We start from the raw sequence: 15,808 nt of genomic DNA on the forward strand, positions 1-15,808 counted from the left end.
ATTTGTAATCTTTGCGGGCGGTTTGCCATCTCGAACATTTATGCGCTCCGGGCTTAGTCTTCATCGAACCAAGATGAAAAACCTGCTCGACAAGCTCGCGGAAGGACTGGCGGCGAACCGGACTCACGGAACAGCCACCGACCTTGCGGTGACAATAATCGGATCGGATCGGAGCGTGAAGCGCTAGCGGTGCAGAGGGCGACACTGTTGGCCTGCGACACCGTTTTCTCATGCGATAAGCCTGTCCGACCTCGGGCGTGGACCCAAGGACGGACAGGCTCAGCTTCGACTTACGGCCGGATGTTCTGGTTGACCCGGAAGAGGTTCTTCGGGTCGTATTTGTGCTTGGCCGCGGCGAGCCGCCCATAGTTGGCGCCGTAGGCGGCACGCACGCGCGCCTCGCCCTCATCGTCCATCATGAAGTTGATATAGGCGCCGCCATGTTTGTTGTGCTCGTGCACCGCCGCCCAATACGCGCTAGCCCAGCGCTTCAGCTCAGGCGCCTTGCCAGGGTCGGGATCGATGCCGGCGATGACCATCGACCAGCGGGCGCGCCGCGCACCCCAGGCGGTGGCATCGGCAGCCACGTCGTGGACCGCTCCGTCGATGGGATAGAGATGCATCAGCGACAGCTCGCTCGGGCTCTTCGAGCCGTGCTCGACATGGGCAGCGATTGCCGCATCGGACAGCTCGTCGACATAGTCGCCCTTCCAGTACCACTGCAGCCCCTTCGGCAGCAGTGGATCGAACAACGCCTGGAGGCCAACGAAGGGCACCTGCATCATGCCGTCCATCAGCGGCTTGGGCAGCGCGTCGCGGGCGGGCTGCATCGCCCGGGTGCCGTCCTCCTCGGTGCCGTTGTAGCAGCTGATCAGCGCACAGATCCGCTTGCCCCAGATCTCGCGCGGGAACGGATCGCAGGAGGGCACCGTCTTGATGCCGAAAAACAACGCGAGTTCGCGCGGCGCTTTCGGCAGGAAGCCGCGATACCAGCGCATGATCTCGGCGGCATGGGCGATGTCGTAGAAGATCGGCCCGGCATAAACGTCCTTTGCCGGATGCGCCTGGAATGTGAAACGCGTCACGACGCCGAAATTGCCACCGCCGCCGCGCAGCGCCCAAAACAGCTCCGGGTGCTGGTCCTTGCTTGCCGTAACGACGCTGCCGTCGGCCAGCACCACTTCCGCTGCGAGCAGGTTGTCGATGGTGAGCCCGTGCTTGCGCGTGAGATAGCCGGTGCCGCCGCCCAGCGTCAGTCCGGCGATGCCGGTCGTCGAGACGATGCCCGCCGGCACCGCAAGCCCATGAACGGCGGTAGCGCGGTCGACGTCGCCCTGGGTGCAGCCGGCCTCGACGCGGACCGTGCGCGTGGCGGGATCGACATCGATCCGCTTCATCGGCGACATGTCGATGACCATGCCGCCGTCGCAACTGCCGAAGCCCGGACCGTTGTGGCCGCCGCCGCGAATGGCAACGAGCAATTGCTTGTCTCGGGCATGATTGACAGCGGCGACCACGTCGGCAACCTCGGCGCAAGGGACGATCCAGCGCGGCCGCTTGTCGATCATGGCGTTGTAGAGCGTGCGAGCCGTGTCATAGTCTGGGTGATCTTGGCCGATGAGGCTCGCGCGGAGCCGCTCGGGAAAGTCGGGCGAAGCAGTTGACTTCAGCATTTTGAACTCTCGTGTTTCGGAGCAAAACGCAGCAGCACCTCGGCCAAGAGGTTTTATCCTGGCCGTCAGTCATTGCGTTTCGCCGGTTGAACATGCCGCACTCGCGGCACTTCCCGTCCTACTCCGCTTCCATTTCAGGTGTTTTTCTGTAGCGCCGAAGGCGTGTTTCGTTTGTTTCAGCGGCTGTCAGTCTCTGACAGCATCGCCTCACGTGTAGGCCCACGACGAAAGTCGCAGCCCTTGATGACGGCCTCGGTGTCGCAAGCACCATTACTCGCAGGCCGAAATCTTCTGCGGGATGCCGCTTCCGGCCGTTGGTGCTTGGCAACAGCCGGCAGATGACGGTCTCGAACGGGCGTTTTGCAGAGATATTCTCCTGAATGGCCGATCTTGAGAATTCCATTCCTGTCGGATCCCGCCAAATCGGGGCAATGGAGCACCTGCCGGCCCCAGGCACGCGAGATCAAGGTTGATTGCATGCTACGATTAGTCACCCGTCATCGAATGCGTAGCGCCTTCGTATGACGCAGTGGCGATGCTATCTCGCCCGGGTGACCTGACGAAAACGTGAGTCAATTATGAAATTCCCAATTGCAGCGGCCTACGGGGCTCGCCATGAGCGCGCGCAAGCCGTGCCCATGGTCGCGTTCGAGGGCGTGACCAAGCGCTTCGGCGACGGTGCGAAATCCTTCACCGCGCTCGATGGCGTGGACATGACCGTCGGCCGAGGGGAGATCACCGGTATCATCGGCCGCTCCGGTGCCGGCAAGTCCACGCTCATCCGGCTCGTCAACGGCCTTGAAAAGGCGAGTTCGGGCAAGGTGGTGGTCGACGGCACCGAGGTTGGCGAGCTGAACGAGGCCAGCCTGCGCGGTCTGCGGCGCGAGGTCGGGATGATCTTCCAGCACTTCAACCTGCTGTCCTCGCGTACTGCTTTCGACAATATCGCATTGCCGCTGGAGATTGCCGGGCTGGATCGTGCCGCGATCAAAGGCAAGGTCGGCCCGCTGCTTGACCTCGTCGGGCTTGGGGACAAGGCCGAGCGCTATCCGTCGGAACTCTCCGGCGGGCAGAAGCAGCGCGTCGGCATTGCGCGGGCGCTGGCGACCTCGCCCAAACTCCTGCTTTCCGACGAAGCGACCTCCGCACTCGACCCAGAAACCACCCAGTCGATCCTGGCGCTGCTGAAGCAGATCAATGCCGATCTCGGCCTGACGGTGCTGTTGATCACCCATGAGATGGAGGTGGTCAAAACCATTGCCTCGCACGTCGCCGTCATCGACAAGGGACGCATCGTCGAGCAGGGCCGGACCTTCGACATCTTCACCGCTCCGAAGCACGAGACGACGAAGATCCTCCTCTCCTCCACGCTCGGCATTTCCCTGCCGGAATGGCTGCGTGCCGCAGTGAAGGCCGCGCCTTCGGCAGGCGACCGCATTCTCGTGCGGCTCACCTTCTTCGGCGCGACGGCCTTCCAGCCGCTGACAGCCCAGTTGGTCACGGAGATCGGCGGAAACGTCAACATCCTCGCGGGTTCCATCGAAGAGATCGCGGGGGAACCTTTCGGGACGCTCGTCGTCGCCTATCCGGCGACACCAGAGATTCTTGACCGCGCCAGCCGCTTTTATGCGGCCACGGGCCTTGCCACGGAGGTGCTCGGCTATGTCGCTTGAGATGCTTTTCGACGTGCTCTGGAAATCGCTGCTGCAGACGCTGCACATGGTGGCCGTATCCGGCCTCATCGGCTCCCTGATCGGCCTGCCGATCGGCGTCTTTCTCGCTACCAGCGCCAGGAACGAACTCTTCCCGGCGCCGGCGCTCAACCACGCGATCGGGCTCGTCGTCAACGCCGCGCGATCGACGCCCTTCATTATCCTCGTCGTTGCCATTATCCCCTTCACGCGCCTCCTGACCGGCACGTCGATCGGTACCACCGCGGCCATAGTGCCCCTGACCATCGCCACAGTTCCGTTCTTCGCGCGCCTGGTGGAGGCCGCAGTCCGCGATGTTGACAAAGGGCTCATCGAAGCGGCCCGCGCCATGGGGGCGACGCCGATGCAAATCGTCTTCAAGGTGCTTCTCGCCGAAGCGCGCCCGGCCATCCTGCTCGCCTTCACCATGACCATTGTCAGCTTGATCGGCTATTCGGCGATGGTCGGCGCGGTCGGTGGCGGCGGCCTCGGCGATCTCGGCATCCGCTACGGTTACCAGCGCTTCATGCCGGAAGTCATGCTGGCGGTCGTGGTGGTGCTGATCGTCCTCGTGCAGCTCGTCCAGAGCGCAGGCGACGCCCTTGCCCGTCGCTTCGACAAGCGCAACCGCAAGAGTTGATTCAACCCCTCCCAAGTCATGTCATCATCAAGGAGAAAACTATGATGAAGTTCCTCGTCTCGGCGGCTCTTGCTGCCCTCATCAGCGTCCCGGCGCTCGCCGAAGACATCAAGGTCGGCGTTACGCCCGGCGAGCACGCCCAGATCATGGAAAAGGTCAAGGAAGTCGCCGCCAAGAAGGGTCTCAACATCGAGATCCTGGAATTTTCGGACTACGTGGTGCCGAACCAGGCGCTGGCCGACGGCGATCTCAACGCCAACTCCTTCCAGCACCAGCCCTATCTCGACAACCAGATCGCCGATCGCGGTTTCGACCTTGTCAGCGTCGGCAAGACCATCACCACCCCTATGGGCGTCTATTCCAAGAAGGTGAGGAGCCTCGGCGAGCTTGCCGAAGGCGCAACCGTCGCCATCCCGAACGACCCGACCAATGGCGGTCGCGCGCTTCTGGTTCTCGCCAAGGAAGGCCTCATCAAGGTCAATCCGGAAGCGGGTCTGAAGGCGGGCCCCGCCGACATCACCGAAAATCCCAAGAACATCCAGTTCGCCGAACTCGACGCGGCCCAGCTGCCGCGTTCGCTGGAAGATGTCGATGCGGCGGTCATCAACACCAACTTCGCGCTGGAAGCGGGCCTGCATCCGAAGAACGACGCCATCGCAATCGAAGGTAGCGAGTCGCCCTATGCCAACGTGATCGTCGTGCGCAGCGCCGACAAGGACGCGCCATGGGTCAAGACGCTAGTCGAGTCCTACCATGACGACAGCATCAAGTCGTTCATCAACGAAGAGTTCAAGGGCGCCCTGATTCCATCCTGGTAAGCAGCGCACGGGCATAGCCCGAGGTTGCCAAACCATAGAAACTGCGCCGCCCGGCTGGTCCATCCCGCCGGGCGGCGAGCCTTGATTTCGGATTTGCAGGCTGATGCCACTTATGAAATGGCGCAGGTGGCTGCGCAGCGACCGCTAGCAACGAGCAGCCACTGCAAACGCCGCCGCCAAGCAGCGCAGCTTCGTGCATTGCCAGTGACTCAGCGACTGATGAAAACGGGAAAAATGGTGCCGCTTAGGTGACTCGAACACCTGACCCCCGCATTACGAATGCGATGCTCTACCAACTGAGCTAAAGCGGCTTCCATGCTTCGCGACCCGGAAGTGCGAGGCAGTGAGCGCGTGATAACTTCATTGCGCTCGGATTTCAAGACACCTTCTGACGGTTTTGAGCAGCGGCGACAACCCGTCATCGCAGGCTTGCCAGCTCAGCCCGTCATTGCCGTACCTCAGCCCGCGAGGCGGGCCTTGGCGGCGGCGTATTCGCTGGCCAGGCGCTCGACCAGTTCGGCAACCGGCATGACCTTGTCGATGGCACCGATGCCCTGGCCACAGCCCCAGATGTCCTTCCAGGCCTTGTATTTGTTGTCGCCTTCGAAATCCATCTGCGTCGGATCGGAGACGGCGAGGTTGTCGGGATCCATGCCGGCGGCGCGAACCGAGCCCTTGAGGTAGTTGCCGTGGATGCCGGTGAACAGGTTGGAGTAGACGATGTCGGCGGCCTTGGAGTCGACGATCATCTGCTTGTACGCGTCGGCAGCGCGCGCTTCCTCGGTGGCGATGAAGGGCGAGCCGATGTAAGCGAGGTCAGCACCCATGGCCTGGGCCGCGAGCACCGCACCGCCATTGGCGATGGCGCCCGACAAAAGCAGCGGGCCGTCGAACCACTGGCGGATTTCCTGGATCAGCGCGAAGGGTGATAGCGTGCCGGCATGGCCGCCGGCCCCGGTGGCAACGGCGATCAGCCCGTCGGCGCCCATCTTGATTGCCTTGCGGGCGTGACGGTCGTGGATGATGTCGTGCAAAACGACGCCGCCATAAGAATGGACGGCCTGGTTGACCTCTTCGACCGCGCCGAGCGAGGAGATGACGATCGGCACCTTGTACTTCACGCATAGGCGCAGGTCGTGTTCGAGGCGCTTGTTGGACTTGTGGACGATCTGGTTGACGGCAAAGGGGGCTGCCGGGCGATCCGGGTTGGCGGCGTCATGGGCGGCGAGGTCTTCTGTGACCATGGCCAGCCACTCGTCGAGCTGTGCCTCGGGTCGGGCGTTCAGCGCGGGGAACGAGCCGACGATTCCGGCCTTGCACTGGGCCAGAACCAGCGGCGGATGCGAGATGATGAACAACGGCGCACCGACGACGGGAATGCGCAAATTCTTCTTGAGGATGTCAGGCAGCGCCACGCTTTTCTCCCGGCTCTCGATTTTGACGTTTCCGTAAACGTCACTCCATATAGCAGATCGAGCGCTGTCCACAATGTACAGGCTTGAGCGCCTGGCGCACTTGTTTTGCCCGCTTCAAGGCGCATTGCATCCTGTTTTGGCCGACAAAACGCCAACAGCGCCGTTGATTGATGCCCTCTCTGCCGCTAACCATCTGGCAACACAGGCGCCGTTGCGAGGAACATCGATTGGATTCGATCGAAAAGGCGATCCGGAACGCTTTTGAAAAGGGCGATCCCGAGAACCGCGAGTTTCGCGAAAAGGTCTATCGTGCGGCCTTTGCCGCGCTTGACCGTGCTCTCAAGAACAACCCGGCCATGACGGTGGAAGTGGCGATCAATCGCCGCAAGGCGCTGCAGGCGACGATCACCGAGATCGAATCGGAGTTCATGCCGGCAGGCCCCGAGGTCTCCGTCGGCTCGGCTAGCCCTGCCTCGGCGCCGGAAGTGTCTCTCAACGGCAATGGCGCGCCCAACGCACCGTCGGTCTCGATCGGAAAACCGGCAAAAGGCGTGACGCCTGTCGTGCCCGATATCATGCCCGATGCGACCTTGCCCGGCGGCCCGCCGATCGAGATTCCCGAAAAGCGCAGTCGGGCCGAGCGACGTGCGGCCGACCGCGCCAGCGCGCGCGCCGAAAGGCGGCGGCCTTACGCGGCGATTTTCTTTGCCGTCACCCTGCTTTCCATGGGGGGCATCGGCGCTTGGTGGGCCGTGCAGACCGATCTGTTCAAATCGGCCGCCGAGATCGACACCTCGGTGCACAATCCGCCCAAGCAGCTCGAGAGCGAGGATTTTTCGCCTGACGGCACCAATGCAGGCCCGGCCCGCCCTGGCGAGGTCGATCAGGCGCGCAACTGGATCACTGTCTTCACGCCCACCGATTCGACCGGCGTCAGCGCGCCGAGCGGCACGACGGCCGAAATCGCCAAGGACGACACCGGCAGCTATCTGCGCATTCGTTCGGGCACATCAGGTTCAGCCGTCAGCTTCGATGTCGGCCAGGGCGTGCTCGAGCAGATCGCCGGCAAGCATGCGGTCTTCGACATTGTCGCCCGCGCCGAAGACGGCCAGGAAACGCAGATGGCCGTCGACTGCAACTTCGGCGAACTCGGCGATTGCGGCCGCAAGCGCTACATCGTCAGCTATCAGCGCGGTGAATATCTGTTCGAGATGGACGTGCCCGACAAGAAGCCGGGTGCCGCGGGCACCATCGCCATCAACTCGGATTTCGCCAAGGAAGGCAAGGCTGTCGACATCTACGAAATCAGGGTCTCGGTAACCGAATAGGTTCTGGGTTCAATCCAGCAGCGCCTGCAGCGTCTCGATGCGGTCGGCTTCGGCTGACGGTTTGTCCCAGCGCAGCCGCGATATCCGGGGAAAGCGCATGGCGACGCCCGACTTGTGGCGCGTCGAGCGGTTGAGACCTTCGAAGGCAACTTCCAGCACCAGCCCGTTTTTCCGGTCGGCGCGCACCGAGCGCACAGGGCCGAAACGTTCGATGGTGTTGTCGCGGACATATTTGTCGATCAGCTTCAACTCCTCGTCGGTAAAGCCGAAATAGGCCTTGCCGACCGGCACCAGCTCTTCCGCGCCTTCGGCGCCCTGCCAAACTCCGAAGGTGTAGTCCGAATAAAAGCTCGAGCGCTTGCCGTGGCCGCGCTGGGCATACATCAGCACCGCATCGACAGTGTGCGGGTCGCGCTTCCACTTGAACCACGGACCTTTGGGCCGACCGGCGAGATAGGCCGAATTGAGCCGCTTCAGCATCACGCCTTCGATGATCGGATGCGGCGGGGCGCGGCGCATCTCTTCGAGCGTTGTCCAATCGTCGAACGGCACTAGCGGCGACAGGTCGAAACGATCAGGGTCGAGCGTGGCGATGAACGTCTCAAGCCGTTCGCGGCGCTCGGTGAAAGGCAGGCCGCGCAAGTCCTCGCCATTGAGTTGGAGTACATCGTAGCAGCGCACGAAGGCCGGATATTGCGCCTGCATCTCGGGCGAGACGGTCTTGCGATTGAGCCGCTGCTGCAGGTCGGAGAAGGTGCCGGTGGCTTCTCTGGGCACGCCGACCAGCAATTCGCCGTCGAGTGCGGCATTGAAATCCATTGCCGCGACCACGTCGGGAAAAGCGCCGGAAACATCATCGCCGGTGCGTGAATATAGCCGGCGGATACCGCCTTCGGAGACCGCCTGGACGCGGATGCCATCCCATTTCCACTCGGCGGCATAGTCGGCCGGCGCCAGCTTCTCCAAGTCGCCGTCACTGAGCGGGTTGGACAGCATGACCGGGCTAAACAGCGCCTTGGCCGATTTCTCGGGCTTTGGCGTTTTGCCTTCCAGCCAGGCGAACAGCTCGATGTAGGGCGCAGTGAGGCCGTGCCAGAGTTCTTCGATTTCAGACACGTCGACCTTGCCGAGATCGGCCAGTGCCTGCTTGGCGAGCCTGGCCGACACGCCGATGCGCAGGCCGCCGGTGACCAGCTTGATGATGGCGTAGCGGGCCGAAATAGCTGCCTGGTCGAGCAGCCGGGCGAGCACGGCAGGGCCGTCGGAACGGCTGGCCGCTTGCAGCTTTTCGACCACTTCGGCAAGCGTGATGTCGTGGTTGGGGCGGCTGCCAGGCGTCTCGGGCCAGACCAGGGAGACGGTTTCGGCGAGGTCGCCTACATAGTCGTAGGAGTAGCCGAAGAGGACGGGATCCATGCGCTCGGCCACCAGCTGGCGCAGCATGGCGGGTTTGACCGATGCGATGTTGAGATCGCCGGTGAGGGCGGCAAGGGCCAGCCCGCGGTCGGGGTCCTCGACGTCGCGGAAATAGTCGGTGATGAGTTTGAGCTTGCCATTGCGCGACGGCGTCAGCACGAGGCGGTCGAGGAGTTCGGCGAAGCGGTTCATGGGGTGACCATTCCCCGCGAAGGTCGAGCTTCTTCCCACCCCCCTCTGGCCTGCCGGCCATCTCCCCCGCAAGGGGGGAGATTAGCTAACCTCGGCCCCCCTACCAGTTGCTCGCATAGGAAGGTGGGAGCAGTCGGCCGCGTAGGCTGATCTCCCCCCATGCGGGGGAGATGGCCGGCAGGCCAGAGGGGGGTGGGACGGAGCGCGACTTTCCTGAGAAGGGCCATCCTCAATCCCCCTCATCCTCATAGCCGACGAGATGCAGCGGCCGGGCGGCGATGCCGTTCAGCTCGCACCAGCGCACCAGCGCTTCCTCACGGCCATGGGTGACCCAGACTTCGCCGGCGCCGGTGTCCTTGATCGTTGCGGTCAGCTCGTCCCAGTCGGAATGGTCGGAGATGATCAGCGGCAGCTCGACGCCGCCCTGCTTGGCGCGCTGGCGGATGCGCATCCAGCCCGAGGCGAAACAGGTGAGCGGGTCGGGAAAACGCCGCGCCCAGCGGTCGGCGAAGCTCGACGAGGGCGCAACGACAATCGCACCAGTGAAATCGCGCTTGTCGCCCTCGACAGTCGCCGGCTGCAGGTCACCGAGCGCTATGCCCTGGCTCTCGTAATATTCGCTGAGCCTGGCGATGGCGCCGTGGATGTAGATCGGCTTGTCGTAGCCCTGGTCGCGCAGAAGGCGCATGACGCGTTGCGCCTTGCCGAGCGCATAGGCACCGACGAGATGGGCGCGCTCGGGAAATTGCTGTGCCGACTTCAGCAGCTTGCCGATCTCGTCGGATGCGTCCGGGTGACGGAACACCGGCAGCCCGAAGGTCGCCTCCGTGATGAAGACATCGCAGGGCACGACCTCGAACGCAGCACAGGTGGGATCCTTGGCACGCTTGTAGTCGCCCGAAGCGACGATGCGCATGCCATTGTGCTCGACCGAAATCTGGGCCGAGCCGAGCACGTGGCCGGCCGGATGAAACGAGATGCTGACGTCGCCGAGCTTGAGCTTGTCGCCGAACGCCATCGCCTGCGTGCTGCCTGCAAAGCCTGGCCCGCAGCGGATGGCCATGATGTCGAGCGTCTGTTGCGTCGCCAGCACCTTGGCGTGGCCGGGCCGGGCATGGTCGGAATGGCCATGGGTGATGAGCGCGCGTTCCACCGCCCGCACCGGGTCGATGTAGAAATCGCCGGGCGGGCAATAAAGCCCCTCGGGGCGCGGATGAAGCAGGTCGCTGGCGCGCATTGTTCCAAGATAGGCATTTGGCGCTTGCGTGGAAGGCCGCTTTGGCAGTAATGCGCGCCACCCTCCTCATTGTGGATGCCGCGCTTGACGCTGTTGCAGCTCTCTTCCAACGACCTGCTTGCCGACCGGCGGGCGGACTATGCTGAAATGCTGTTTGCTTCGGGCGAGCATAGTTCCGCCGCCGAGCTGATGCTGGGGGCGCTGGAGATCGCGCCGAAATGGGCGATGGGCTGGTTTCGCCTCGGCGAGATGCAGGAGGCCGCCGGTGCGCTTGGCGCCGCAGCCGAAGCCTGGCGCATGTCGCTGAAACTCGAGCCAGCGGATCGGCCAGGAGCCGCGCTCAAGCTGCAGCTGATCGGTGCGGGACCTATAAGCGAAAGCCCGCCGAGCGCCTTCGTCGAGACCTTGTTCGACCAGTATGCCGACAAGTTTGACCACGCGTTGGTCGAGACGCTGCATTACCGCGTGCCGGAACTGCTGACGGCGGCGATTGCCGCAACCGGGCGAGCGCGGTTCGAACATGCCATCGACCTCGGCTGCGGCACCGGGCTTATGGGCGTCAAACTGAGGCCGGTGGCGACGCGGCTGGACGGTTACGACATATCGGCCGAAATGCTGCGCAAGGCGCGCGACAAGGGCGTTTACGACAGGCTTGAAAAGGCCGACCTGCAGGAATTGGAATTTGCGGGCGAGGCAGCAGACCTTGTCACCGCCGCCGACGTGTTCATGTATCTCGGTGGGCTCGACCGGGTGTTTGCGAGCGTCATGAAAATGCTGGCGCCGGACGGGCTGTTTGCCTTTTCGGTCGAGCGGTTCGCGGGCGAGGGCGCCTTTGAGCTGCAGCCGTCGCGCCGCTATGCCCATTCCGAAGCCTATGTGCACGGGCTGATAGCCGCCGCCGGTCTGAGGCTGGTTTCGCTGGAGCGCGCCGTGATCCGGCAGGACCGCCGCGAGCCGGTCGAGGGGCTGATCGTGGTGACGGAGCGGGTCGGCTAGCGCGCCATTGGATTGCCGAGCATGCCGCGCGACCGCAGCGGTTTTTCGGCTGGCTTGGCTGTGATGCCCATTTGTTTCTGGACGGCTTCCAGCTGGGCCTGAAGTTCGCGAACGAGCTTTTCAAGTTCAGCGATGCGGGCTTCGTGGGAGGCGGTGTCGGTCATGGCATCCAAACATAATTGTTGTGCTGATCGCATTTGAAGGCAGAAGGCCAGCGAAACAAGGTCTCATTCCTTCGCACCCCCCTCTGGCCTGCCGGCCATCTCCCCCACAAGGAGGGAGATCAGTCACGTCCACGGCAGCGCCCATTCTGCGAGACCGTGGGAAGTAAGCGTCACAACGTTGGTAGTTGGCTAGGGCGCCGATGACGGCGTGATCTCCCTCCTTGTGGGGGAGATGGCCGGCAGGCCAGAGGGGGGTGCGAAGGAATGCGATCTTTCAGGATTGCCCCAGGACCGTTGTTCGTGTGATCCCTTTTTGTTCCAGATTCCGCTTGGCGCGGGGGTGCGCGCGCGTTAGGTCTGTGGCGTGACGAGCCAAGCGCGACTGGAGCCGAGTACGATCGCTGCCATGCTGCCAGAGCCATTTTTGCGATGGTTCGCCGAGCGCGGCTGGTCGCCGCGCGCTCATCAGCTTGATCTGCTCGCCACAGCCCAGCAGGGCAATTCGGTGCTTCTGATCGCGCCGACTGGCGCGGGCAAGACGCTGGCCGGTTTCCTGCCGTCGCTGACCGACCTTGCCACCCGTCCGAAACGCCGGCCAGGCGAGATGCAACGCGGCGTACACACGCTCTACATCTCGCCGCTCAAGGCACTGGCCGTCGACATCGAGCGCAATCTCGGCAAGCCGGTGAGCGAGATCGGCCTGCCGATCACGATGGAAACGCGCACCGGCGACACGTCGGCGCACAAGCGCACGCGGCAAAAACTGTCGCCGCCTGAAATCCTGCTCACGACGCCCGAGCAATTGGCGCTTTTGATCGCCTCGCCTGATGCCGAACGCTTCTTCGCCGATCTGCGCTACATCGTGCTCGATGAGCTGCATTCGCTGGTGACATCCAAGCGCGGTCATCTGCTTTCGCTTGGGCTGGCCCGGCTGCGCGCCTTCGTGCCCGACCTTCAGGCGATAGGACTGTCGGCGACGGTGGCCCAGCCGGACGAGCTGCGGCGCTGGCTCGTCAACCAGAACCCTTCAGGCGAGATGGCTGAGCTGATCACCGTGTCGGGCGGCGCCAAGCCCGAGATCTCCATTCTCGATTCCGAGGAGCACGTGCCCTGGTCGGGCCATTCGGCGCGCTATGCCATTCCTGACGTCTACGAGGCCATCCGCAAGCACCGCACGACCTTGCTGTTCGTCAATACGCGCAGCCAGGCCGAATTGCTGTTTCAGGAGCTGTGGCGGGTCAATGACGACAATCTGCCGATTGCGCTCCATCACGGCTCGCTCGATGTCGGCCAGCGCCGCCGCGTCGAAAAGGCGATGGCCGACAATGCGCTGAGGGCCGTGGTGGCGACCTCGACGCTGGACCTCGGCATAGACTGGGGCGATGTCGATCTCGTGGTCCATGTTGGCGCGCCGAAAGGTGCCAGCCGCCTTGCCCAGCGCATTGGCCGCGCCAACCACCGCATGGACGAGCCGAGCAAGGCGATACTGGTGCCGGCCAACCGCTTCGAGGTGCTGGAGTGCCGGGCGGCCCTAGAGGCCAATTACCTCGGCGCCCAGGATACCCCGCCGCTTATCGAAGGCGCGCTGGACGTTTTGGCACAGCATGTGCTGGGATGCGCCTGCGGTGCGCCTTTCCGCGCCGACGAACTGTTCAGTGAGGTGAGGGGCGCTGCACCTTATGCTGCGCTTGACCGCGACACCTTTGACCGTGTCGTCGATTTTGTCGCCACCGGCGGCTATGCGCTGCGCAGCTATGAGCGCTACGCCCGCATTCGCCTGACCAAGGATGGCACCTGGCGGGTGTCGCATCCGCGCATCGCCCAGCAGTATCGGCTCAATGTCGGCACCATCATCGAGGCGCCGATGCTCAATGTCCGCTTCACCCGCGCCAAGGGCAAGCCGGGCGCGGGCAGCGCTCAGTCGCTTTCCTTGCGCGGCGGACGCACGCTTGGCAAGATCGAGGAGTATTTCGTCGAAACACTGTCGATCGGCGACATGTTCATCTTCGCCGGCAAGGTGCTGCGCTTCGAAGGCATCCGCGAAAACGAGTGTTACGTCTCGACCGGCGGTGGCGGCAACGTGCTGGTGCCCTCTTATGCCGGTGGCAAGTTTCCGCTGTCGACCTATCTCGCCGAACAGGTGCGCGGCATGCTGGCCGATCCCACGCGATGGAAGGCCCTGCCCGACCAGGTATCGGACTGGCTGCGCATGCAGCAGATGAAATCGATCCTGCCCAGGCGCGAAGACCTTTTGATCGAAACCTTTCCGCGTGGCGAGCGCCACTATATGGTCGCCTATCCCTTCGAGGGCCGGCTGGCGCACCAGACACTGGGCATGTTGCTGACAAGGCGACTGGAGCGGGCCGGTGCGCGGCCGCTGGGTTTTGTCGCCACCGACTATTCGCTTGCGATCTGGGCGCTCGGTGATCTTGGCCACATGTTCAAGAACAAGCAGCCCTCGCTCGCCGAATTGTTCGACGAGGACATGCTGGGCGACGACCTCGAGGCCTGGCTCGCCGACAGCTGGCTACTGAAGCGCACCTTCCGCAACTGCGCCGTCATTTCAGGCCTGATCGAAAAACGCTTTCCCGGCCAGGAAAAGAACGGGCGGCAGATAACGGTTTCGGCCGACCTCATTTATGACGTCTTGCGCAGCCATGAGCCCGACCACATCCTGCTCCAGGCGACGCGGGCCGATGCTGCAAGCGGACTGCTCGATGTCAGGAGGCTGGCCGAGATGCTCTCGCGTATTCGCGGGCGAATCGTCCATAAGATGCTCGACCAGATCTCGCCGCTGGCGGTGCCTGTGATGCTGGAAATCGGCCGCGAACCGGTCAATGGCGAGGCCAATGATAAGCTGCTGCTTGAGGCGGCCGATTTGATCGAAGAGGCGATGGGAAGCGCATGAACATTGCCGCGCGCGATTTGGTAAGGGCCAGTGGTGAAGCGATCGCCATATCTGGCGTACGCGCGGTTTGCGACAAGCGCGGGGCTCTGCATTTCCCTGACATCGACCTTCTCGTTGTCTCTGACCTGCATCTCGAAAAGGGCTCGTCCTTTGCTCGTCGCGGCCGGTTGATCCCGCCCTACGATACGGCAGCAACGCTTTTGCGGCTGGCTTCGGTGATCGAGGATTATGCGCCGAGAACCATCGTCAGCCTCGGCGACAGCTTCCATGACGGCGAGGGTGCTGCGCGGCTGCCGGAGGCGTTCCGCGACAGCCTGATCGGCATGATGAAGGGCCGCGACTGGTTCTGGATTGCTGGCAACCACGATCCCGAAGCGCCCGACGACCTGCCCGGCGAGACGGTGCAGGAACTGGCCGTCGGCGGGCTGGTCTTTCGCCATGAGCCGTCGAAGGGCCAGGCCGAGGGCGAGGTGGCGGGGCATCTGCACCCTTGCGCGCGCATCGTCCAGCGCGGCCGCTCGGTCAGGCGGCGCTGTTTTGCCGGGGACGGTTCCAGGCTGGTGATGCCGGCTTTCGGTTCGTTCACCGGTTCGCTCAATGTGCTCGACCGTGCCTACAAGGGCATGTTCCGCGATGACGCGCTGATCGCCTACATGATCGGCACCAGCAGGGTCTATCCGATTGCGGGCTCGCTGCTCAGGCCGGGGTAGTTCTGCCCGCTTCGGCAGCCGCCGAAGGTATCGTGGTTGAATGCAGCTTGGTAGCACGCCGATCGAGATTGGCGTCGGAAGCAGTTTGCAATAGTCTGGAAGCGAACTTGGAAAAGGACCTGGGTTCGGGTCATACGATGAACAAAACGGCTGACACCGCTGAAGTCATCATCCGGCCGCCGATCGCATGGGGGCTGGCCGTTATTGCCGGGCTTGCATTGCACTGGCTCATGCCCTTGCCGTTTCTACCGGCTCATTTTCCTACGGGCTGGTTCGGGGTGATGTTATTTATGCTCGCGTTGGCGTTGTTTGCCTGGGCCATCGTTACGATGACCAGGGCCGGTTCAAACGTTCCGACCAACCTGCCGACCACCGCCATCGTCGAGAGCGGACCCTATCGCTTCACCCGCAACCCCATCTATCTCGGCATGCTGCTGGGGCTGGTCGGGTTGGCTATTGCGTTGGACAATCTCTGGCTGCTGATGACGCTGGTGCCTTTCGCGCTCACCATCCGATATGGCGTTGTGGCCCGCGAGGAGGCCTATCTCGAACGCAAGTTCGGCGATGTCTACCGTGGCTACCGATCGCGCGTACGGCGATGGCTGTAGCTAACTTGGCGC

Annotated in this window: 14 protein-coding genes and 1 tRNA gene; 9 read left to right on the top strand and 6 right to left on the bottom strand. The window is 63.3% G+C overall.

Going from position 1 to position 15,808, the window contains the following annotated elements; genetic code table 11:
* Positions 1 to 290: 290 nt before the first annotated feature.
* On the bottom strand, positions 291 to 1,673 hold the full coding sequence (locus AC1DLV_RS02590; protein WP_476799631.1) for an FAD-binding oxidoreductase: 1,383 nt from the start codon (positions 1,671 to 1,673) through the stop codon (positions 291 to 293).
* A 638-nt stretch (positions 1,674 to 2,311) separates the two neighbouring features.
* Here AC1DLV_RS02590 and AC1DLV_RS02595 point away from each other — a divergent pair.
* The 3 genes from AC1DLV_RS02595 to AC1DLV_RS02605 are packed head-to-tail and all read left to right on the top strand — an operon-like array spanning position 2,312 to position 4,822.
* Positions 2,312 to 3,346: a methionine ABC transporter ATP-binding protein gene (locus AC1DLV_RS02595; RefSeq protein WP_476799835.1), complete on the top strand. Its 1,035-nt coding sequence runs from the start codon at positions 2,312 to 2,314 to the stop codon at positions 3,344 to 3,346.
* Complete coding sequence (locus AC1DLV_RS02600; protein ID WP_476799630.1) at positions 3,336 to 4,004, top strand: methionine ABC transporter permease; 669 nt, start codon at positions 3,336 to 3,338, stop codon at positions 4,002 to 4,004. The genes AC1DLV_RS02595 and AC1DLV_RS02600 overlap by 11 nt, the downstream gene beginning before the upstream one ends.
* A 41-nt stretch (positions 4,005 to 4,045) precedes the next feature.
* On the top strand, positions 4,046 to 4,822 hold the full coding sequence (locus tag AC1DLV_RS02605; RefSeq protein ID WP_476799629.1) for a MetQ/NlpA family ABC transporter substrate-binding protein: 777 nt from the start codon (positions 4,046 to 4,048) through the stop codon (positions 4,820 to 4,822).
* A gap of 235 nt (positions 4,823 to 5,057) precedes the next feature.
* Here the strand turns inward: AC1DLV_RS02605 and AC1DLV_RS02610 are convergent.
* Together AC1DLV_RS02610 and AC1DLV_RS02615 are read right to left on the bottom strand one after the other, a co-directional pair.
* Positions 5,058 to 5,133, bottom strand: a tRNA-Thr gene (locus tag AC1DLV_RS02610).
* Between the two features lie 147 nt (positions 5,134 to 5,280).
* Positions 5,281 to 6,237, bottom strand: a complete 957-nt coding sequence (locus AC1DLV_RS02615; RefSeq protein ID WP_476799628.1) for an NAD(P)H-dependent flavin oxidoreductase — start codon at positions 6,235 to 6,237, stop codon at positions 5,281 to 5,283.
* A 73-nt stretch (positions 6,238 to 6,310) separates the two neighbouring features.
* Between AC1DLV_RS02615 and AC1DLV_RS02620 the strand changes: the two genes are divergently transcribed.
* Both AC1DLV_RS02620 and AC1DLV_RS02625 read left to right on the top strand, forming a co-directional pair.
* Positions 6,311 to 6,502, top strand: coding sequence for a hypothetical protein (locus AC1DLV_RS02620; RefSeq protein WP_476836109.1), 192 nt, complete (start codon positions 6,311 to 6,313; stop codon positions 6,500 to 6,502).
* On the top strand, positions 6,465 to 7,565 hold the full coding sequence (locus AC1DLV_RS02625) for a hypothetical protein (protein WP_476799627.1): 1,101 nt from the start codon (positions 6,465 to 6,467) through the stop codon (positions 7,563 to 7,565). Before AC1DLV_RS02620 ends, AC1DLV_RS02625 begins: the two co-directional genes overlap by 38 nt.
* 9 nt (positions 7,566 to 7,574) lie before the next feature.
* On the opposite strand, the gene AC1DLV_RS02630 is transcribed toward AC1DLV_RS02625, so the two are convergent.
* Positions 7,575 to 9,173 (bottom strand): cisplatin damage response ATP-dependent DNA ligase, encoded by a 1,599-nt coding sequence (locus AC1DLV_RS02630; RefSeq protein ID WP_476799626.1) that lies wholly within the window; start codon positions 9,171 to 9,173, stop codon positions 7,575 to 7,577.
* 229 nt (positions 9,174 to 9,402) lie between these two features.
* On the bottom strand, positions 9,403 to 10,410 hold the full coding sequence (locus AC1DLV_RS02635; RefSeq protein WP_476799625.1) for a ligase-associated DNA damage response exonuclease: 1,008 nt from the start codon (positions 10,408 to 10,410) through the stop codon (positions 9,403 to 9,405).
* Positions 10,411 to 10,494: 84 nt separating this feature from the next.
* On the opposite strand from AC1DLV_RS02635, the gene AC1DLV_RS02640 reads away from it, so the two are divergent.
* Complete coding sequence (locus AC1DLV_RS02640) at positions 10,495 to 11,406, top strand: methyltransferase domain-containing protein (protein ID WP_476799624.1); 912 nt, start codon at positions 10,495 to 10,497, stop codon at positions 11,404 to 11,406.
* Here AC1DLV_RS02640 and AC1DLV_RS02645 read toward each other — a convergent pair.
* Positions 11,403 to 11,603 carry a hypothetical protein gene (locus AC1DLV_RS02645; protein ID WP_476836110.1) on the bottom strand — a complete coding sequence of 67 codons (201 nt, stop codon included), beginning with the start codon at positions 11,601 to 11,603 and terminating at the stop codon, positions 11,403 to 11,405. The genes AC1DLV_RS02640 and AC1DLV_RS02645 overlap by 4 nt on opposite strands.
* A 373-nt stretch (positions 11,604 to 11,976) precedes the next feature.
* Here AC1DLV_RS02645 and AC1DLV_RS02650 point away from each other — a divergent pair, with 373 nt between their 5' ends.
* The 3 genes from AC1DLV_RS02650 (at position 11,977) to AC1DLV_RS02660 (ending at position 15,796) form a co-directional block, all read left to right on the top strand.
* Complete coding sequence (locus AC1DLV_RS02650) at positions 11,977 to 14,478, top strand: ligase-associated DNA damage response DEXH box helicase (protein ID WP_476799622.1); 2,502 nt, start codon at positions 11,977 to 11,979, stop codon at positions 14,476 to 14,478.
* Positions 14,475 to 15,188 (top strand): ligase-associated DNA damage response endonuclease PdeM, encoded by a 714-nt coding sequence (pdeM, locus tag AC1DLV_RS02655; protein ID WP_476799621.1) that lies wholly within the window; start codon positions 14,475 to 14,477, stop codon positions 15,186 to 15,188. The genes AC1DLV_RS02650 and pdeM overlap by 4 nt, the downstream gene beginning before the upstream one ends.
* A gap of 107 nt (positions 15,189 to 15,295) precedes the next feature.
* Positions 15,296 to 15,796, top strand: coding sequence for a methyltransferase family protein (locus tag AC1DLV_RS02660; RefSeq protein ID WP_476799620.1), 501 nt, complete (start codon positions 15,296 to 15,298; stop codon positions 15,794 to 15,796).
* Positions 15,797 to 15,808 lie beyond the last annotated feature (12 nt).

The sequence above is a fragment of the Aminobacter sp. 01T433 genome, assembly GCF_056398585.1.